The organism is Pedobacter sp. GW822-FHT03F06, assembly GCF_058801365.1.
The window spans coordinates 575,022-592,203 of the sequence record NZ_JBXANE010000001.1 but is presented as its reverse complement, the minus strand read 5'-3'; the positions used below and the strand labels follow the sequence as shown (position 1 = coordinate 592,203).

16 protein-coding genes are annotated in these 17,182 nt (G+C 37.1%); 9 read left to right on the top strand and 7 right to left on the bottom strand.

Translation table 11 applies throughout. From position 1 onward, the window contains the following. The first annotated feature begins 275 nt into the window (after positions 1 to 275). From AC1RJ8_RS02305 to AC1RJ8_RS02295, 3 genes are all read left to right on the top strand, one after another. Positions 276 to 614, top strand: coding sequence for a hypothetical protein (locus tag AC1RJ8_RS02305; RefSeq protein ID WP_492951966.1), 339 nt, complete (start codon positions 276 to 278; stop codon positions 612 to 614). Between the two features lie 87 nt (positions 615 to 701). Further along, on the top strand, positions 702 to 1,598 hold the full coding sequence (locus tag AC1RJ8_RS02300) for a hypothetical protein (RefSeq protein ID WP_492951967.1): 897 nt from the start codon (positions 702 to 704) through the stop codon (positions 1,596 to 1,598). A gap of 203 nt (positions 1,599 to 1,801) precedes the next feature. Next, a complete protein-coding gene (locus AC1RJ8_RS02295) occupies positions 1,802 to 2,251 on the top strand; it encodes a hypothetical protein (RefSeq protein WP_492951968.1) in 450 nt (149 codons plus the stop codon). A 332-nt stretch (positions 2,252 to 2,583) separates the two neighbouring features. Here the strand turns inward: AC1RJ8_RS02295 and AC1RJ8_RS02290 are convergent, their stop codons facing one another. Then, on the bottom strand, positions 2,584 to 2,799 hold the full coding sequence (locus AC1RJ8_RS02290) for a hypothetical protein (protein WP_492951969.1): 216 nt from the start codon (positions 2,797 to 2,799) through the stop codon (positions 2,584 to 2,586). A 186-nt stretch (positions 2,800 to 2,985) separates the two neighbouring features. Next, positions 2,986 to 3,765 carry a hypothetical protein gene (locus AC1RJ8_RS02285; RefSeq protein WP_493008024.1) on the bottom strand — a complete coding sequence of 260 codons (780 nt, stop codon included), beginning with the start codon at positions 3,763 to 3,765 and terminating at the stop codon, positions 2,986 to 2,988. A 548-nt stretch (positions 3,766 to 4,313) separates the two neighbouring features. Between AC1RJ8_RS02285 and AC1RJ8_RS02280 the strand changes: the two genes are divergently transcribed. The 3 genes from AC1RJ8_RS02280 to AC1RJ8_RS02270 all read left to right on the top strand — a co-directional run bounded on the left by AC1RJ8_RS02280 (position 4,314) and on the right by AC1RJ8_RS02270 (position 7,292). Then, entirely contained in the window at positions 4,314 to 4,631 is a 318-nt protein-coding gene (locus AC1RJ8_RS02280) for a beta-galactosidase (protein WP_493008023.1), read from the top strand. A 104-nt stretch (positions 4,632 to 4,735) separates the two neighbouring features. Then, on the top strand, positions 4,736 to 6,085 hold the full coding sequence (locus AC1RJ8_RS02275) for a Gfo/Idh/MocA family protein (protein ID WP_492951972.1): 1,350 nt from the start codon (positions 4,736 to 4,738) through the stop codon (positions 6,083 to 6,085). Positions 6,086 to 6,200: 115 nt separating this feature from the next. Next, complete coding sequence (locus AC1RJ8_RS02270) at positions 6,201 to 7,292, top strand: phosphotransferase enzyme family protein (RefSeq protein ID WP_492951973.1); 1,092 nt, start codon at positions 6,201 to 6,203, stop codon at positions 7,290 to 7,292. 193 nt (positions 7,293 to 7,485) lie between these two features. On the opposite strand, the gene AC1RJ8_RS02265 is transcribed toward AC1RJ8_RS02270, so the two are convergent. From AC1RJ8_RS02265 to AC1RJ8_RS02250, 4 genes are all read right to left on the bottom strand, one after another. Beyond that, entirely contained in the window at positions 7,486 to 7,956 is a 471-nt protein-coding gene (locus AC1RJ8_RS02265; protein ID WP_492951974.1) for a GtrA family protein, read from the bottom strand. Then, entirely contained in the window at positions 7,956 to 8,645 is a 690-nt protein-coding gene (locus AC1RJ8_RS02260) for a CDP-alcohol phosphatidyltransferase family protein (protein ID WP_492951975.1), read from the bottom strand. Before AC1RJ8_RS02260 ends, AC1RJ8_RS02265 begins: the two co-directional genes overlap by 1 nt. Positions 8,646 to 8,803: 158 nt before the next feature. After that, entirely contained in the window at positions 8,804 to 9,610 is an 807-nt protein-coding gene (locus AC1RJ8_RS02255; protein WP_492951976.1) for a phytanoyl-CoA dioxygenase family protein, read from the bottom strand. An 822-nt stretch (positions 9,611 to 10,432) separates the two neighbouring features. Beyond that, complete coding sequence (locus AC1RJ8_RS02250) at positions 10,433 to 11,206, bottom strand: SDR family NAD(P)-dependent oxidoreductase (RefSeq protein WP_492951977.1); 774 nt, start codon at positions 11,204 to 11,206, stop codon at positions 10,433 to 10,435. Positions 11,207 to 11,384: 178 nt separating this feature from the next. Here AC1RJ8_RS02250 and AC1RJ8_RS02245 point away from each other — a divergent pair, with 178 nt between their 5' ends. Both AC1RJ8_RS02245 and AC1RJ8_RS02240 read left to right on the top strand, forming a co-directional pair. Beyond that, complete coding sequence (locus AC1RJ8_RS02245) at positions 11,385 to 13,736, top strand: TonB-dependent receptor (RefSeq protein ID WP_492951978.1); 2,352 nt, start codon at positions 11,385 to 11,387, stop codon at positions 13,734 to 13,736. Positions 13,737 to 13,739: 3 nt separating this feature from the next. Continuing rightward, positions 13,740 to 14,849: a PepSY-associated TM helix domain-containing protein gene (locus AC1RJ8_RS02240; protein ID WP_492951979.1), complete on the top strand. Its 1,110-nt coding sequence runs from the start codon at positions 13,740 to 13,742 to the stop codon at positions 14,847 to 14,849. A 42-nt stretch (positions 14,850 to 14,891) separates the two neighbouring features. On the opposite strand, the gene AC1RJ8_RS02235 is transcribed toward AC1RJ8_RS02240, so the two are convergent. Beyond that, the gene (locus AC1RJ8_RS02235) at positions 14,892 to 15,311 is read right to left on the bottom strand and encodes an SRPBCC domain-containing protein (RefSeq protein ID WP_492951980.1); all 420 of its coding nucleotides are present in this window, start codon (positions 15,309 to 15,311) and stop codon (positions 14,892 to 14,894) included. A gap of 339 nt (positions 15,312 to 15,650) precedes the next feature. Here AC1RJ8_RS02235 and AC1RJ8_RS02230 point away from each other — a divergent pair, with 339 nt between their 5' ends. Next, entirely contained in the window at positions 15,651 to 17,180 is a 1,530-nt protein-coding gene (locus AC1RJ8_RS02230) for a GAF domain-containing protein (protein WP_492951981.1), read from the top strand. Positions 17,181 to 17,182 lie beyond the last annotated feature (2 nt).

The following is a 17,182-nucleotide window of genomic DNA, read 5'->3' as shown; positions in this document are numbered from 1 at the left end:
CGCTACATATTGATCCAGTCTTTTTTAGCAATAACACTCAATAGGAGTGTTTAAAATAGGTGTTTTATTTACTAATATTTTTAGTATTTTTGTCGTTGCCAAAGGTTCTAAAATTAGAACGCGATGGTTGTACAACGTAAACTAAAATAACATGAAAGAGTTAATTGAACTTATAAAACGCTATTTATTGAAAGAGGCGGCGACTTTAAATCAAATTACTGATAAACCGAAGAAACTTACGAAGAAGTAAAAAACTATATTTTAGAACTAGCAAAATGAAGCCTAAAGAACTTATAAGAAAAAGCGAGTTAGAACTGAAAAAAGAGAACTATAAGTATGAAGAACCAGCTAAGGCATCAGTAACTTGCTTTACCATATATCAGCAAGCAAAGACTGCTAAGCATTGGATATATGATCCAGAAATTAAACGTTGGCAAACACCAGAAGAATTTTTGGAACTTGAAAAGAGAATTAGTGGTGGCGAACTCAAGCGATTGGAGCGCTTACAGATTAAAGATCCTATGGAGGGGATAGATGCTGCTTATGAACAATTGCAGTCGCTAAAAGATAGGATGGAAGTGTTTGTGAAGAAGGTTGTTGAATATTATAAGTAAATGGTAATTGCTTTTACTAATGATTAAATATCACAATAGAAGGAATTAAAAACAATTTTCTATTTTAGTCCGTTAAATTAATAACTCATGGCTAAGCAAACTGAAAAACTAAAAGAAAGCAATCAAGATCCACTTGCTGAACTCCCAAAAATTGATGAATGCTTTATAATCACTCCCATTGGTGATTTTGGTTCAGAAACCTTTAGTAAGGCCAATGGTCTAATAGACTCTGTAATAAATCCAGTTCTAGAAGAATTCAACTTCAAAGGAACAGCTGCCCATCAAATAAATAAATCTGGTTCTATTAATAATCAGATAATAAAGCGAATTCTAGAGGATAAACTGTGTATTGTAAATTTGACAGGTTTAAATCCTAATGTAATGTATGAGTTGGCTATTCGCCATGCTGCTAGGCTGCCAGTTATCATAATGGCTGAAAAAGCACTCACACCTAAATTACCTTTTGATATTACTGATCAGCGGACCATCTTCTATTCCGATTCTTTATCTGGTAACGTTGTTGCTAAACAACAATTAAGAGAAATGATAAAGATTGCTTTAGAAGATGAGAAACCAGATAATCCAATTTATACTGCTGCGTCTCAAGATAAAATTTTTCAAACACTTGATGATGATAGCCCATTAAAATTAATAATGGAAAGATTAGATAAAATTGATAGTAGAAGTAGGCAGTCTGATTCAATTTCAGAGGATACAATATGGAATCCTAAAGCCAAATTGAAAGGATTATTTGAATTAAAACTTAGTCAAGAATCTGATGCTTTAAGAAGTAAGCGGGCGACAGAAATGTACGAGAAACTAAAACAGTTTGATCCTAGTATTAATAGAATAGTTTTTAAGGATAATCATATACTCTCCGCGGTACTTAACTTGCCTAATTTTACTGTTTTTGATAACGTTGTCACGTCATTAAAGATGATTAAAGACACTACAATTTATACTGCTACGATTATAGAAGGATAATAAATAATAATTGTTACTAATTGTCAAAAAAATCGATCAATTATATTAAGTTTTTGTTACTTTTACAATGCAACCAACGTTGGAGAAATCCAGCAATTTTAATTATTTATTATAAGCCCAGGCATACTGGTGAAAGTCTAGCATCACTTCGGTTTCCGACGTTGGTTGCAGTGACCTGGGCGCGTATTTAACTTTTTTTCAAAATGCAACCAACGAAAAATCAAATTGCTTTAGCTGAGCTTAAGTTCGGTTATCAAGCGCTCAAACGGCCTTTAGATGTAAGTAAGGCTAAGTTTTCTTTTAAATTTTTAAAACATATCAGTGGTAAACCATTACCCAATTACGAAAACGAACGGTACGTGTTATTTGTAAACGAAAAACTGCATGTTTTTTCCTGGTACAAATTGCAAGATTTTGGGATAGTGGGTAACTATGTGCAACAAATAATAGGTTTAGCAATAGCGTGTAATGCTTATGGTATAGTCATTTTGAAATACAATGACGAGAGGCCTCTTTTTATTGATTCTATTAATGAACTCTTTGTAAGCACTTGTTTTGATGCCTGCGAAAAAGTGAAGATTGATATTATAGATTATATAATTTGTAACCCGAAAACATATTTGAGTTATAGAAAACAACGTCTTAAAGATTAAAGTAATAGGTTGCCTCATGAAATGAGGCAACCTATTTATAGCTAGTGATATAAGTCATTTTATCTTGCCTAATTTAAAGACAATATTAGAACTCTAGGTTTTATTTTGATTTTATACAGTCTCCTTAATAACTTCATAAACTTCATGTTCTGTCATTCCTGTTTCCCGCACTATACTTCTTAAAACACAAGTCTCAATTCAAAAACGAGAATTCACAGAGAATGGTTCTTTTGACAATCTTATTAACGATTTAACAAAGGTCTTAGACAAAGTGCCGTATGGTATAGCGATTGCCGCACTAGATATGTGCAAGTCAACGCTTGCTATGAGTTCTATTGTTCTTTTTGAGCCTCCTCAATCAGAGCAACTACCTCTCGGTAAGACTGTTTTACAACCGCCACAAGATTAGTACCTGTGCTTTCTATTCGTTCCTTTAAAACTATTCTACATTTGAATTGAGGGTACTCTTCTAACATTGAAATTGAAGATATGGATATTAACCATTGAGCATCATTTTCGCTCATTACTAGACTGATAAAACCTTTCATGTATTTTAGCTTTTTAAATGAACATTAAAAATAACTATAATAAGTTAACTTGGTTAGCTTTGTGTGTAAAAATTACAGCGAAAGAGGTTGATTAGAAGCATTATATCAAGCTGATAAATAAAAAAGGCTATCTTAAAAATAAGATAACCTTGATCAAACTATTATAGGGAGGTATTAAAAATATACTTACAATTTCATTCTTGTAAAAGTTAGCGCTAGAATATGTTTACGCTGAGGGTGATTAATATTTAAAGATGCTTTAATATAACTTTTAACACCTAATACAGTATCGACCAAGCCGATTTGTTCTGTATGAAAGATATTAAATCGGTTTCTACGTGCATCATCAACAGGTGTCTTAGCAATCGCAACAGCTGTTATATTGCTCTCCATACTCGCTAGTAGGGTTTGGAAAGAGGCTATACTGATATCTTCTTGAGTAGGTTCGTATACTTTACTCGTGGTTAGCACATCAATGTATTGTTTAAGATTCTCCACTCTATTGTCGTATGATACCCGCGATTTAGACGGGCCGGCGGCACCATCAGCGGATATACTATTTTTCCCAATTCCTCTTAAACGATCAGCAAGTGTTTTAGCAGTTTGTAGCTCGGAAGGATTATCAATAGCTGCCTTTAAATAATTATAACTTCTGGTAATTAATGCATTTAAAGATTTGAAAATGAGCTCTTGTTCATCAACAGCTTTACTATAAACTGGCAAAACCAAACTTAGGGCACGATTGGCATCGTCTGCATTTTTAGATAAGATTTCTAAGGCTTCTACTGAGAGTTTGGGTTTGGGAGGATTATAATCATCCCCAAGGGTTTTTAAACGGATAATTAAATCTTTTAAATTGGCGGCTTTTTTTGCGTAGCCGCTTTCTGAATTCGCCATAAGCTTTTCTAATTTAGGTAGGTTTTTACTTAACTGTAGAGAATAATTAAATTTAAAATCATCCTCCAAAAATGTAGTGGATAAAACCTTGCCTAAATTTTCTCATTAGGTAATCTTAAATAGGCGAGTAAGTATGCCTACCATCAAATTTTAGATTGAAACCCTTTCAAATGATTCGAAAACCCAGATTTAATCTTTAATGCGTAGGTGAAAAAATAACTTCAGCGCATTTTATTTGTGCGAATAAAACTGTAGAGGTTTTTCCATATTTCCCCATTTTGTGCTGCCTTTGTGGAAATACTTCCTCATATTTTTTATTATTTCTACAGTATGGCCCTTGTTAAAATGTAAAGTCTTTTAAATAGCGGTAATAGGGGTAGGCGAAAAGCTTTAGTAACCATTTGCCAGGCAATAGGCGTATGTAGCAAAGGCCTTGCAGCGCAGCTTAAATAAGCACAGCAAATACATCGTTTGCTTTGGGCTTAAATAAATGGGTTACGTAAAAATTAGTCAATCGTTTGCGCTGATATTTATGTTGTAATGCTCGTTTGCTTGTTCTACTTTTAAAAAATACAAATCAACAAAACCGAAAAGAACCAGCATAAATGCGTACCCATTTGCTTACAAAAACACTTGTTTTAGGGCTATTAATAAGCTTATCTATTAATAGCCGGCCCCAAAAAGAAAACACCTTTGCAATAGGTGCCGAATCTTTTGAGCTTAATGGCAAGCCATATGTAATACGCTGTGGCAAAATGCATTTTGCCCGTATCCCAAAAGCCGAATGGAAACAGCGTTTGCAAATGGCCAAAGCCATGGGTTTAAATACGGTTTGTACTTACTTATTTTGGAACATGCACGAGAAACAGCCCGATCAGTTTACCATGGTCAAAAACTTTTTAAAAATCTTTAACGCAATAATGTGCTGTAAGTGAATGGGTTTTGGTGTTTACAAGTGCGAAAGAATAGCAGGTAAAACGTTTGTTCAGTATTAACCGGATCAATTTAAAAACTAAACAATAAATATTAAATAACACAAATGGAACGTAGAGATTTTATCAAAAATGGTGCATTTACGGCTGCTGGTTTAACCATCCTGCCAACCGGAAGTTTATTTGCATCATCAGACAGTGGAAAAGTAAGAGTAGGTTATATCGGTGTGGGTGCACGTGGTATGAGCCATATTTCTGAAGGTGCCTTAAGAGACGATGTAGAAATTGTTGCAATTTGCGATACCCAGGAAAGTTCACTTAAAATCTGCCGTAATTTTATTGCCAAAAAAGGCAGACCTGCAGCAACAGAGTATACCGGTGGCTTAGATGCCTATAAAAAACTTTTAGACCGTAAAGATATTGATGCCGTAATTATTGCAACGCCATGGCAGTTTCACCGCGACCAGGCAGTTGATGCCATGAAAGCTGGTAAATATGTAGGTTGCGAGGTAATTGCAGGTTTAAGTGTACAAGACCACTGGGATATTGTAAACACTTCTGAAAAAACAGGAATGCCTTACATGACCTTAGAAAACGTTTGTTACCGTAGAGATGTAATGGCAGCGCTAAATATGGTTAGACAGGGCCTTTTTGGCGAACTGGTGCACCTTGAAGGTGGTTACCAGCATAACTTAAGAAACGTACTTTTTAATAACGGTAAAGATTATTATGGCGGTGGGGTAGAGTACGGGCCAAAAGCATTAAGCGAGGCACAATGGCGTACACAGTTCAACATCGATCAGGATGGCGATTTATATCCAACCCATGGTGTTGGCCCTTTAATGCAATATGCTAACATTAACAGGGGAAACAGCTTTACCAGCCTGGTATCGTTCAGTTCTAAGGCAAGAGGTTTGGCTGCTTACGTAGAAGAAATGTCGCCGGGCCACCCTAATGCTAAAATTAACTATAAAAATGGTGATGTTACCACTACGCTGATCAACTGTGCAAACGGTGAAACCGTATTGTTAAGTCACGATACCCACTTGCCCAGACCATATTCTATAGGTTTCAGGGTACAGGGAACAAAAGGTCTATGGATGGATGTAAACAAATCAGTGCACATCGAACATAAATCGAAAGATCATGCCTGGGATAAAGCTGATGAATGGTTTGCTAAATACGACCACCCGCTTTGGAAAAAATATGAAAAAGAAGCTGTAGGCGCCGGTCACGGTGGTATGGATTGGTTTGTATTTAATGGATTTATCCAGGCGGTAAAACAGAAAAAACAAACACCTATTGATGTATATGATTCAGTTACCATGAGTGTAATTATGCCACTTTCTACCAAATCGTTAAAAGAAGGAAATATGCCACAAAAATTCCCTGATTTTACAAAAGGAAAATGGAAAGATCGAAAAAATACTTTCGCTTTAGACGATAGCGGCTTTTAGTCTCGATTGCGGGTATTGCTTATGGCTTGCCCGCATATTTTAATACGCAACTTTATTCAGGTTGAACAAATGGTTTGCCTGGAACTATTTTTATTCAAATATATATTAACATCTTATGTTTCAAGCAGTTTTAGGTGCTTATGGACTTAACGCAGAAAAATTTAAAATTGAACCTTTCGGCTCGGGCTTAATTAACCATACCTGGAAAGTTTACGATGAGGGATTAGCCTATATCTTGCAAGAGGTAAATACGGAGGTTTTTCGACAGCCTCAAAATATTGCTCAGAATATTGAGACAATAAAAAAATATCTTGATCAAACAGCCCCTAAATATTTATTTGTTGCCCCAATTGCGGCTACAAATGGAGATGATTTTGTGGTTATTGACGATCATTTTTACAGAATTTTTCCATTTGTGGAAAATTCTTGCGCTATTGATTTTGTACATGAGCCTGAGCAGGCTTACCACGCTGCTAAGCAGTTTGGTAAATTTACCAGGATGCTTTGTGCCTTCAATGTACAAAAATTAAAGCCCACTATTGAAGATTTTCATAACCTGCCTTTACGTGTAGAGCAGTTTAAAAAAGCTTTAGAACAAGCTGGCGATGAAAGGATTAACGAGGCAAAGTTTGCTATAGAAGAGATAATCAGACATTACAATATAGAAGAGCAGTATGTACACATGGTAGATAGTGGTGCACTTAATTTACGTGTGGTACACCACGATACCAAAATTAGCAATGTACTGTTACAGGCCGAAACTGGGGTAGGCTTATGTGTAATCGATTTAGATACCGTAATGCCCGGATACTTTATCAGCGATGTGGGCGATATGATGCGTACCTATCTCTCAGAGGCCAATGAAGAGGAAAAGGATTTTAGTAAAATAGCCATTAGAGAAGATGTTTTTGCCGCAATACATAAAGGTTATATGGAAGAAATGGACCAGGTTTTGGCCTTTACCGAAAAACAGTTCTTTATTTATTCGGGTAAATTTATGATTTACATGCAAGCAGTAAGGTTTATAGCCGATTTCTTAAACGGCGATATTTACTATAAAACAAATTATCCTGAGCACAACTTGGTGAGGGGCTTAAATCAGATCGATTTATTAAATAAGTACGTCGCCAAAGAATCGAAATTTGAAGAGATTATCAAGAAAATTAATGAAAATAGAGTAAACGACGCTAAAATAATATTAAACTAATAAGGTAAAGGCAAGGTGTTCAGTTTTTATGCTTCATCGTTTGGGCTGGACATTCCTCTTACCTTTTTTATGGTCGTTTTTTATTCCCCGTTACCCTTAGGGTGGATACTCCTGTTAGCTAGCGCGCAAACGTTTGATAAAGGCAAATAATAGCATTATTTGCTTTTGCTGTTAAGAAAAAGATTTAATTTACTCAGATGGCCTGTTCCTTGCTCAGGGTTTCAAAGCAATCGCTTGTTTCTTCAGCGCAAACAGCCTCCACTGTATTGATTTTAAATACCCAATATTTCATTAGCGGATAGTTAAAGCCATAAGAAACAATACTATCAATTAAAAGCCTGCCGAGTTTATAATCGAGATTTAAACTTCGGTGCAATAAGTAGGTGCCAGCTGATTTTAGTGAAATACTCCCCAAAACCACAGTAAAAAACCGGATTAGCTGTCCACTTGTAGAACTGCAATAACCATCGTTGCTTTTAAATGCCCAAAAACGGTTAATACAAAAGTTAACCATCCCACCCATGGTGCCAGAAATCAAGATCGAAATGGTAAAGTGGATATGAAGCCATTCGGTTAGTAGGATCATTAATCCATAATCGGTAACGCCACCAGAAAAAGCCGATACCTGTGCTTTGAGGAAAAGTTTAACAGATGCCCAGGTCATTATAGCTTCTCCTCCTCATCTTTAGCGTCGCCCGCTTTCAAAAGTTTAAACGTATCGATAATATTGATCACCAACAACAGCGATACCATAGCAATTGCGAAATAAGTAATGGCACCTGTAAATAAAGTTTCGGCAATTAAGATAAGCGAAATAATTACGCGTAATTCTGTGGGGCCTAAATGGCCGGAATCAATTTGGTAAAAGCCTGTAATTTTATAACGCAGTTGAGAAATAATCATCGACCAACCGTACAATACCACAAAAAGAAATGCGAAAATCTGTGTGTTACCGTCAGCGTAATAATAGTAGCCCAAACCGATCAGGATAATGCTGAGCCAATCCATCACAATATCGAGCGCAAAGCCATACCATTTCCGTGGGATTTTACGAAAGTACGCCAACCGGCCATCGAGGGAATCGCCGAGCCAGTTGATCATAAAACCAAAAATTCCGATCAGCAAATAACTTTTCGCATAAAAACCAGCCAAAATAAAGCTTAAAAACACAATCAGCGATCCGAACATGCCAATCCCTGTCATCATATTGGGCGTAATCCACTTAGGAACCCTTTGAAGCAAAAATAAGATCAATCCCTGTTCGCCTTTTCTTAAAATATTTGTCCTTTCGCGGTCTGCAAATACCCTTTTGCCATCTAAATGGTCTTCTTTTAGTTTAATAATAGCCTCCAATTTAAGTGCCGATCAAAATTGCGCCAAAGAGAATAGCTGTTTCTGCTCGGTAAAATTTTAAACTGATCTTCTTCGGAATACCTTTAGAATAATCAGCCATTCGCTTTAGCTTCCCCGATCTGACCAGGTAAGTAAACAATAGGGCAAATAACATAAATTTATTTTACAATTCCGGCGAAGCGCTGATAAAATACTGTTGGACTATTCTCATTTTTTGGGGCATATTTACCTGCGATGATGGGTACGTAAATTACACGCCTTCTGCTTTCCTCGCCTCGAATGGCCGATTCTGCCACCCTGTGCCACAGTCTTCCATCATGGATGGTTAAATCTCCTGCTTCTGGCAATATCGATACTTCTTGAGCATCAGGTTTATTATCCAGGAAATATTTTTTGCGAAAGAGCATTTGGTAAATACTTTGTTTATGGGTACCAGGGATAATTTTTAATCCACCATTTTCAGGCTTTAAGGTACTCAGGTGAATGCCTACATTTAGCATCGGGTTCAGTTTAGTGCCGTAGAAAATATCTCTTAAACCATCTGTATGCCAGCCCATTTTACTGAATTTGCTTTCTGGTCCGTTAATGTAGTGGTTAAATACCATACCGTCTTTTTCTTCAGTACCTAAACGTGCGCCATCGCCAGCCAATTGAAGCAATGCGTTAAAGCGTGGATCCAATAAGAGGCCACTTAGCGTTTGATGCTGTTGGTTAATAAAAGCAAACCGTTGCACAATTGCTGAGCCATCAAGATCTTTTCCGTATTTAATTGGTACGCCGTTTATTTTTTTAATATCTTCCTGTATCCATTTTTGTTCTACTTGTTTAGAAGCGTCGATAATGGAAGAAACTGTTTCGGGTTTGATGAAATTCTTGAAATGGATAAACCCATTTGTATTAAAAAAATCAAGCTGTTCTTGTGTTAATTTTTCAGATAAGGTAAAGGTTGGATACGATGTGGCCATGTGTAAAAATTTAAAAGATTTAGGAAAAAGATAAATTGGAGGTAGTTATGCGCAGCAACAGCACATTCGCATGGGCGAGTGGTTCGGTACTGGAGGAAAATAAAACGTGTTTGTTTTATTCGACATAGTCTATAGAATTAGTAGTATTTAATACAAACGTAACATATTTTTAATATTCCAAAGAATTTTATTTGAAATTTTTTAAAATATTTTTTTTTGGAGGGAGTTGCGGTAGGGTAGAGCTGTGCAAATAAAGGCTATTGGATTTTTTTATCCGTGGTGTTGGATGTTCCCATCCGACACTTATACATTGACAGAATAATTCATGGAAATGAGGGTATACGATCAGTCAGATGGTAACATCTGACTGCACAACCTCGAGGTGTTAAATATCCGTGGTGTTGGATGTTTCCATCCGACACTTAGCTTTATTTTAAATGAAATAGATATTTTAGCATTTGGAGCGCAATTGCAGTAGTAATAGGTTATTTTGTTCCCGTTTTCCGCTTATACGCTTTCCCGAAAGTTCGGGATGCCCCCTTGCTGCAGGGTAGCGCTTCAATCGGGGCTAGATGGCCTAAACAGTATTTCATTTTTAGGGTTGTATAGTGCACTCACCTCTGTTCCTAAACCTGATTGACGGGGAAAGCTCCCGATTTTTCATCGGGACTTGTACCAAAAGCAGGACTGCAAACCGCCAAGAATAACTGCCCTTTCCTTTCCAAACAACCAATCGTATTATATCCGTGGTGTTGGATGTTACCATCCGACACTCATGCATCAACTATGATAATTCATAGAAACATCTGACTACACATAGAACTAAGTCTTATAAATCCCCGCGGCCATTTTTTCGATAAATCCCTTTGGCAGGATCCTGTTGGCATAAACACTGATGATATTGGTAAAACCCGGAATAATTTCAGATTTTTTGGCAAACATTCCTTTTAATGCGATTTCAGCTACCTCATCAGGCCTCATGTTAAATTTTTCAGCCATTTTGTTAAAGGCATCCAATCCGGCCCGGTGGGCAAAACCAGTATCAACAGGGCCTGGGCTCAAGCAACTTACAGAAACCGGACCATCTTTAAGCTCGAACCTCAAAGCCCTCGTAAAAGATAAAATAAAAGCCTTAGTTGCCGAGTAAATGGCCAAGGTTGGAACCGCCTGATAGGCTGCAGTACTGCAAACGTTAAGTATATAAGCTTTTTTTTCTGTTGAAAGGATCGGAAGCAATAAATGGCACAATGAAGTTACCGTAGTCATGTTCAACTGACACATTTCTAACTGGGCACCTAAATCCAGTTCTTCAAATTTCCCCCATAATCCATAACCTGCATTATTAATCAGGATATTAATGGCATAATTTCTTTCTGTTATCCAATTGTATACTGCTTTTGGAGCTTGAGCCTGACTAAGGTCGATTGACAAGATATCTACTTCAACACTATATTCGTTTTTGATCTCCGTTTGTAAAGCGCTTAATTCACCACCTGAACGGGCAATAAGCAACAAGTTGATTTTTCTCCTGGCCAGCGCAATGGCCATAGATTTTCCAATACCTTTACTGGCTCCGGTTATCAGTGCGTACTTCATCTTTGTTTCCAACATTTTTTTTACTACAAACGGTTTAACGCAAATATCAGATAAATTAAATCTTATGACTTATTTATTTTAAAATGATGAATGATTAAACACCATGTAGGTATCTTTTTTGAGTTATTATTTTTAACAAGTCTAAATAATGCTAGCTTTGCCGAAATTTAAAAATTGCATGAAACTCCAATACATAAAATTTTTCGCCGCTGCGCTTATTCTTTTATCCACAATTCCCCTCTTTGCGCAAACAGGAAAGGGCACACTTACTGGACAAGTTGTCGATTCGTTAGGGAACAGCATACCGTTTGCCAACATACAGGTTAAAAAACAAAATCTTAAAACCACATCAGGTAAAAACGGTGCATTTAAGTTAACGGATGTCCCGGCAGGAAACCAACAGATCAGGATTTCGATAACTGGTTACGATCAATTGGAACAGGCCGTATCGGTTACTGCAAACGATACAGTTCAGGTAATTTTTGTTTTAAAAGAGCAACGCTCAGAACTTAACGATGTGATTGTTTCGGCAAGTAGACGACCTGAATCTTTGTCGCAAACACCATCTTCGGTAACGGTGCTTACAGCAAAGGAATTAAATACACAATCTACAATTAGTCCGAATTTAGCCAATATACTATCTTACAGCGTACCCGGATTGGGTTTTTCTACCAACCAAACGGGTAACTCTGGTCAAACTTTGCGCGGTAGAAATGTTTTGGTATTAATTGACGGTATTCCGCAATCTACTCCATTAAGGGCAGGAGGAAGGGATATCCGCAGTATCGATCCTTCGGTTATAGAACGTGTTGAAGTTATTAAAGGTGCTACTGCCATTTATGGTAATGGTGCAGAAGGAGGTTTGATTAATTACATTACTAAAAAAGCAGATAAAGGAAAATCATTCGGAGGTTATTCTCAAGCCGGAATTACAGGAAACTTAAAAGGCGATAGCACCATAGGGTACCGCTTTTCGCAACAGCTTTACGGCAAAACAGGTAAGTTCGATTATCTGGTAAGTGGTATGTTCGAAAAAACTGGCGTTTTTCGCGATGCTGAAGGCCTGGTGATTTCTCCTGAGTATGGTTTAGGTGAGACTAAATCTTACAATGGTTTTGTAAAACTGGGATATAACTTTACTCCAAAACAGCGTTTACAGGTGATGTATAATTATTTCAGCTCCAGGCAGCATTCTAAATACCTAACCAAAGATGGGGTTTACGGTCAATCGCCGGCTATTGGTATTTATGGAAAAAGACTGGGTGAAGATGAAGGAACAAGATTTAACCATAATGCTAATTTACAATACACCAATCAGCAGATTTTCGGTAAAACAGATTTAACGGCCAATATATATTACCAGGATTTTTATACCATTTATTCCAACTCAGCATCATTTTTCGGCAGTGGCCAATCGGCTATTACCTCAACCAAAAAAGGCGCAAGGGTAAACCTGAACACACCTTTTAATATTACAGATCAGGTACCAATGCAATTGAACTATGGTTTGGATTTAATGAACGATAAAACTGCTCAAAGCTTAACAGATGGCCGTTTGTGGGTGCCTAATATGAATATGGTGAACTTTGCACCTTACTTACAGGCTTCTGCAACTTTCATTAATGATTTAACCATAAAGGGAGGCTTAAGGGTAGAAAATATAAACATTGATGTAGACGACTTTAATACCCTGGCTACCGGTGCAAACGGTGCAGGAAGTATAGCGGTGCAGGGCGGTAAATTAAATTATAATGCTTTAGTATTTAATGCTGGCGCACGTTATTCGAAATTCAAGTTTTTTAACCCTTTTATCAGTTATGCGCAGTCGTTCTCTGTGTTCGAGCTAGGTAGGGTACTAAGGGCCGCAAAAAGCAATACTTTATCGCAGTTAGAAACTAAACCAATTATTGTAAACAATTACGAAGCTGGTTTTAGCAGTACCGTAGGTAAACTGAATTTTAGTGCTGCTTATTATTACAGCACGTCTAAACTGGGCGCCAATCTTTTAGAAGTTAATGGAACTTACATCTCTCAACGTATTCCAGAGCGTGTATATGGATTTGAAATCCAGGCAGATTATCAGGTTCTACGCGATTTGAGCATCGGTGGTAACTATGCACAGGTAGAAGGGAAAGGCGATGTAGATAATGATGGCAATTTTAACGGAGAGAAAGATGTATATTTAAACACAACCCGTATCCCACCATCAAAAACCACTGTTTACCTTAAATATTCAGGTATTAAAAACTTAAGTTTAGATGTAAACTGGATGCGTGTAGGAAATCGCGACCGCTTCAAAACCAATGCGGCAGGTAAATATTTAATTGGCGAAGGCCCGGTAAAAGCCTTCAACTTATTTAATGTTGCAGCTGTATATCAGGTTACACAGCCTTTAAAACTATCGGTAGGTGTAGAGAATTTATTGAATAAAGTTTATTATCCTGCCATTTCTCAGTTTTATGGCAGCAATGTAAATTATGTAAGAGGGAATGGACGCAGATTTAACCTATCGCTAGGTTACGCTTTTTAGGCAATGAAGAACAGGAATTTTAAAAATACTATCAGGAACATTCATCTCTGGCTCGGCCTGGCTACTGGCCTGGTGGTATTTATTATTAGTGTAACTGGTGCGCTGTATATCTTTGAAGAAGAAATCAGAGATTTTACACAAAAAGATTTCCGTTACGTAGAACTTCAACAGAAGCCTTTTGTAGGTTTAGATCATATCATTTCAAATTTCGAAAAGTTATCAACTAAAGATCAGTTAAGGCTAATCAGAATTGAAGATGGATTTTCAAATGCAACAGTAGAAATTACCACTAAAAAGGGGATTGTTTACTATTTTAATCCTTACAATGCCGCCTTGGTAAAAAAAGGTGGCGAAGATTGGCTTCAGGTTGTAGAGCACATCCATACCTCCCTGTTGCTAGGAAAAACAGGAAAGTTCATCATGCAATGGTCGGTGGTTATTTTCGTGATCATGCTGATTACGGGACTGGTACTCTGGTTTCCTGGTCAAATGCGGTTATTAAAACAATCTTTAACGATTAAAAGAAAAGCCTCGTTTAAACGATTAAATTACGATCTACACAACGTATTGGGCTTTTATGCATCAGTTGTGCTATTGGTTACTGCTTTGAGTGGTTTGTACTTTGCTTTTAAAGAGGTGAAAAATGCGGCTAGCTTTTTTACCGGAAGCAAATTGGGACAAGGTAAAACCATCGTTTTAACCAAACCCACACACATCGATCCCATACCTGTACGTTACAATAAAATTTATACTGAAGCTAAAATTAAATACCCTGGTGCTATTTCCACTAGTTTTTCGCTGCGTGGTAAAGGTGAACTGCGATTAAGGATGATTTATCCCTATCGTTGGGCACGCAACCAGAATACCTTTTTTTATGAGGAAGCTACCGGCACAATGACCAGGGCTAAACTGTATAAAGATTTTAACGGGGCTGATTTAATAGAAGCCACCAATTACGATCTGCACACAGGCAGGCTTTTAGGATTGCCGAATAAAATTCTTTCTTTTTTAGCGGCTTTGGTTGCAGCGAGTTTGCCGGTTACAGGTTTTATCATCTGGTGGAAGAAAAGGAAAAAGCCCAGGAAAGCTAAACCTATTCTTACCTCAAATTAAATCGAAATCGCAGTGAAACCAGTTCTGTATTAAAACCTGAAGTCATTTATTAAGCTGCTCTGCATATGCTTTAAGCTGGTTCAGCCCCGATTGACAGAATTCCTGTTGCATGGTTAAATCAAGGTTTGGAACGGGTTCAAAGATTTCGGTAAGCGTAACTGGGTTATTTCCTGTAAAAGTGATCAGGCTTTTTCGCTTGTCGTCTAGTGTATAAGCAATTCGCTCATGCTCAATAATTTCGGTGTAAGTTCCGCGAAAATCAAAATTTTCGGTTCCGTCTTTTTTGGCCATAACGTATAAAAAACCACTTCCTACTTCCAGGTTATTTTCAATTTTCTCATTGATCCATTCGTCTGATGGAGCATTCCATTTAATGATGTGCTCGGGTTCATTCCAGATTTTCCAAACCAGGCTAATTGGCTGGTTTATTTCAACGCTGGCAGTTAAAACATTCTTGTTCATATAGGCTAAATTATGTCCTAAATTAACTGTTCCAGGCCTACTTTTAGGTGGCCATTGAAGACAAATCCAGAGGTGATTCGGGTAATTTATTGATGTGCAATATTTTTCGATTAAGCCTTAACATAAAATAACATTCCGCTGGGTTGTATGAGCAGTAATATTTTTATTGTTTTTCTTTCAATAAAGTCCTTAATCTATATTTTAGTTGCATGATGCACTTGATGGTCCAATTTGAGGAAATTAAACCTAAATGAGGATTTAATTGGCCTTATAATTGTTAAGAATGAAATCTTTTGCTTTTCCTAAGCATTATGTTTTTCCAAAAATAAATAGTCAGAAATGTCAGATAAACCAAACTATGATGCAGAATTCTGCGGAAATTTACCAATTCACCACATTAATTCCATTCAAGATTATGGATATTTAATCGTATTGGATAATAAAACCTTGGATATTATACAAATCAGCGAAAACTTAAGTACAATTACCAATGAGGCACCAGCACAGATGATAAATAAACATTTATCATTATGGTTTAGCCAACAAGACATAGATAATATTATTAAACTGATTAAAGGAGATGCGAAAGACAGAATTCCAGTTAATCTGACATTTAAAAATGATAATGAAAAAATGCAATTCAATGGTTTGGTCCACATTAAGAATGACTATACCTTATTGGAAATAGAAACTGCTTTAACGGATGGCCAGAAAAGTTTTTCAGACGTTTTTCAGGAAGTACGGCAGTTTATTTCGGCCATGGAGAGTGCCTCAACACTGGAGGAAGTGTGTAATGTTGCCATTAAGCAACTACGTCAGATTTCAGGTTTCGATGGAGTAAGGATGTATCAGTTCGATTCTGCCTGGAACGGGACAGTAATTGCCGAGGAAATTTCAGGGGCATTAGAAAGTTATCTTGGGCAAACTTTTCCGGCTTCTGACGTACCTAAACAAGCAAGGGCACTTTACCTTAAAAATCCTTTCAGGCTTATTTCTAACCGTGCGTATAAACCTGTTAGATTGTTTCCTGTTATCAATCCTTTAACCAATGCCTTTATCGATCTATCTGATTGTAATTTACGCGGTGTTGCAGCGGTACACCTGGAATACATGCAGAATATGAACGTCAGTGCATCAATGTCTATCAGGGTATTGCATCACGACAAACTCTGGGGGCTAATTTCATGTCATCATATTGAACCAAAACATCCGAATGTAGATATGCGCTATCTTTTCGAATGGCTTTCGGTAGAAATTTCCAATCGCATCACGGCCATATTAAGCCAGGAAGATTATCAGCAGTCTGCTTTCAGACTTGAAAAACGAACTATAATAACCGATCTTATTTATTCGAAAGATGATATTATCGAAGGCTTGCTTGAAGATGAAAACTTAAATATTCTTTCTTTGTTTAATGCAGGCGGAGTGGTAGTGAAGATGGGTAACAGAATCGAATCACGTGGAGATGTACCTGATAAAAGTGAAGTATATAACCTGATGTTATGGCTTGAGGGAAAAGAAACTGAAAAGGTGTATGCCAGCGATCATTTGAGTGGGGTGTATGAGGAAGCGAAAGCATATGAAAAATTTGGAAGCGGGATTTTGGTTATCCCGATTGATGGTAGGAACGGCGATTATATCATCTGTTTCAGGCCTGAAGTAATACAGCAGATCAAATGGGGCGGCGATCCTGAGCAGGTGATCAAATTTGATAAAGATGGTAAAAACTATCACCCGAGAAATTCGTTTAAGCTTTGGCTACAAACCGTTTATGGACAGTCGTTGCCCTGGAGCAATAATGAACTGGAAATAGCCGAATCTTTAAGGAATTTTATATTTGAATTTAGAACAAAGCAACTTTACAATTAGCT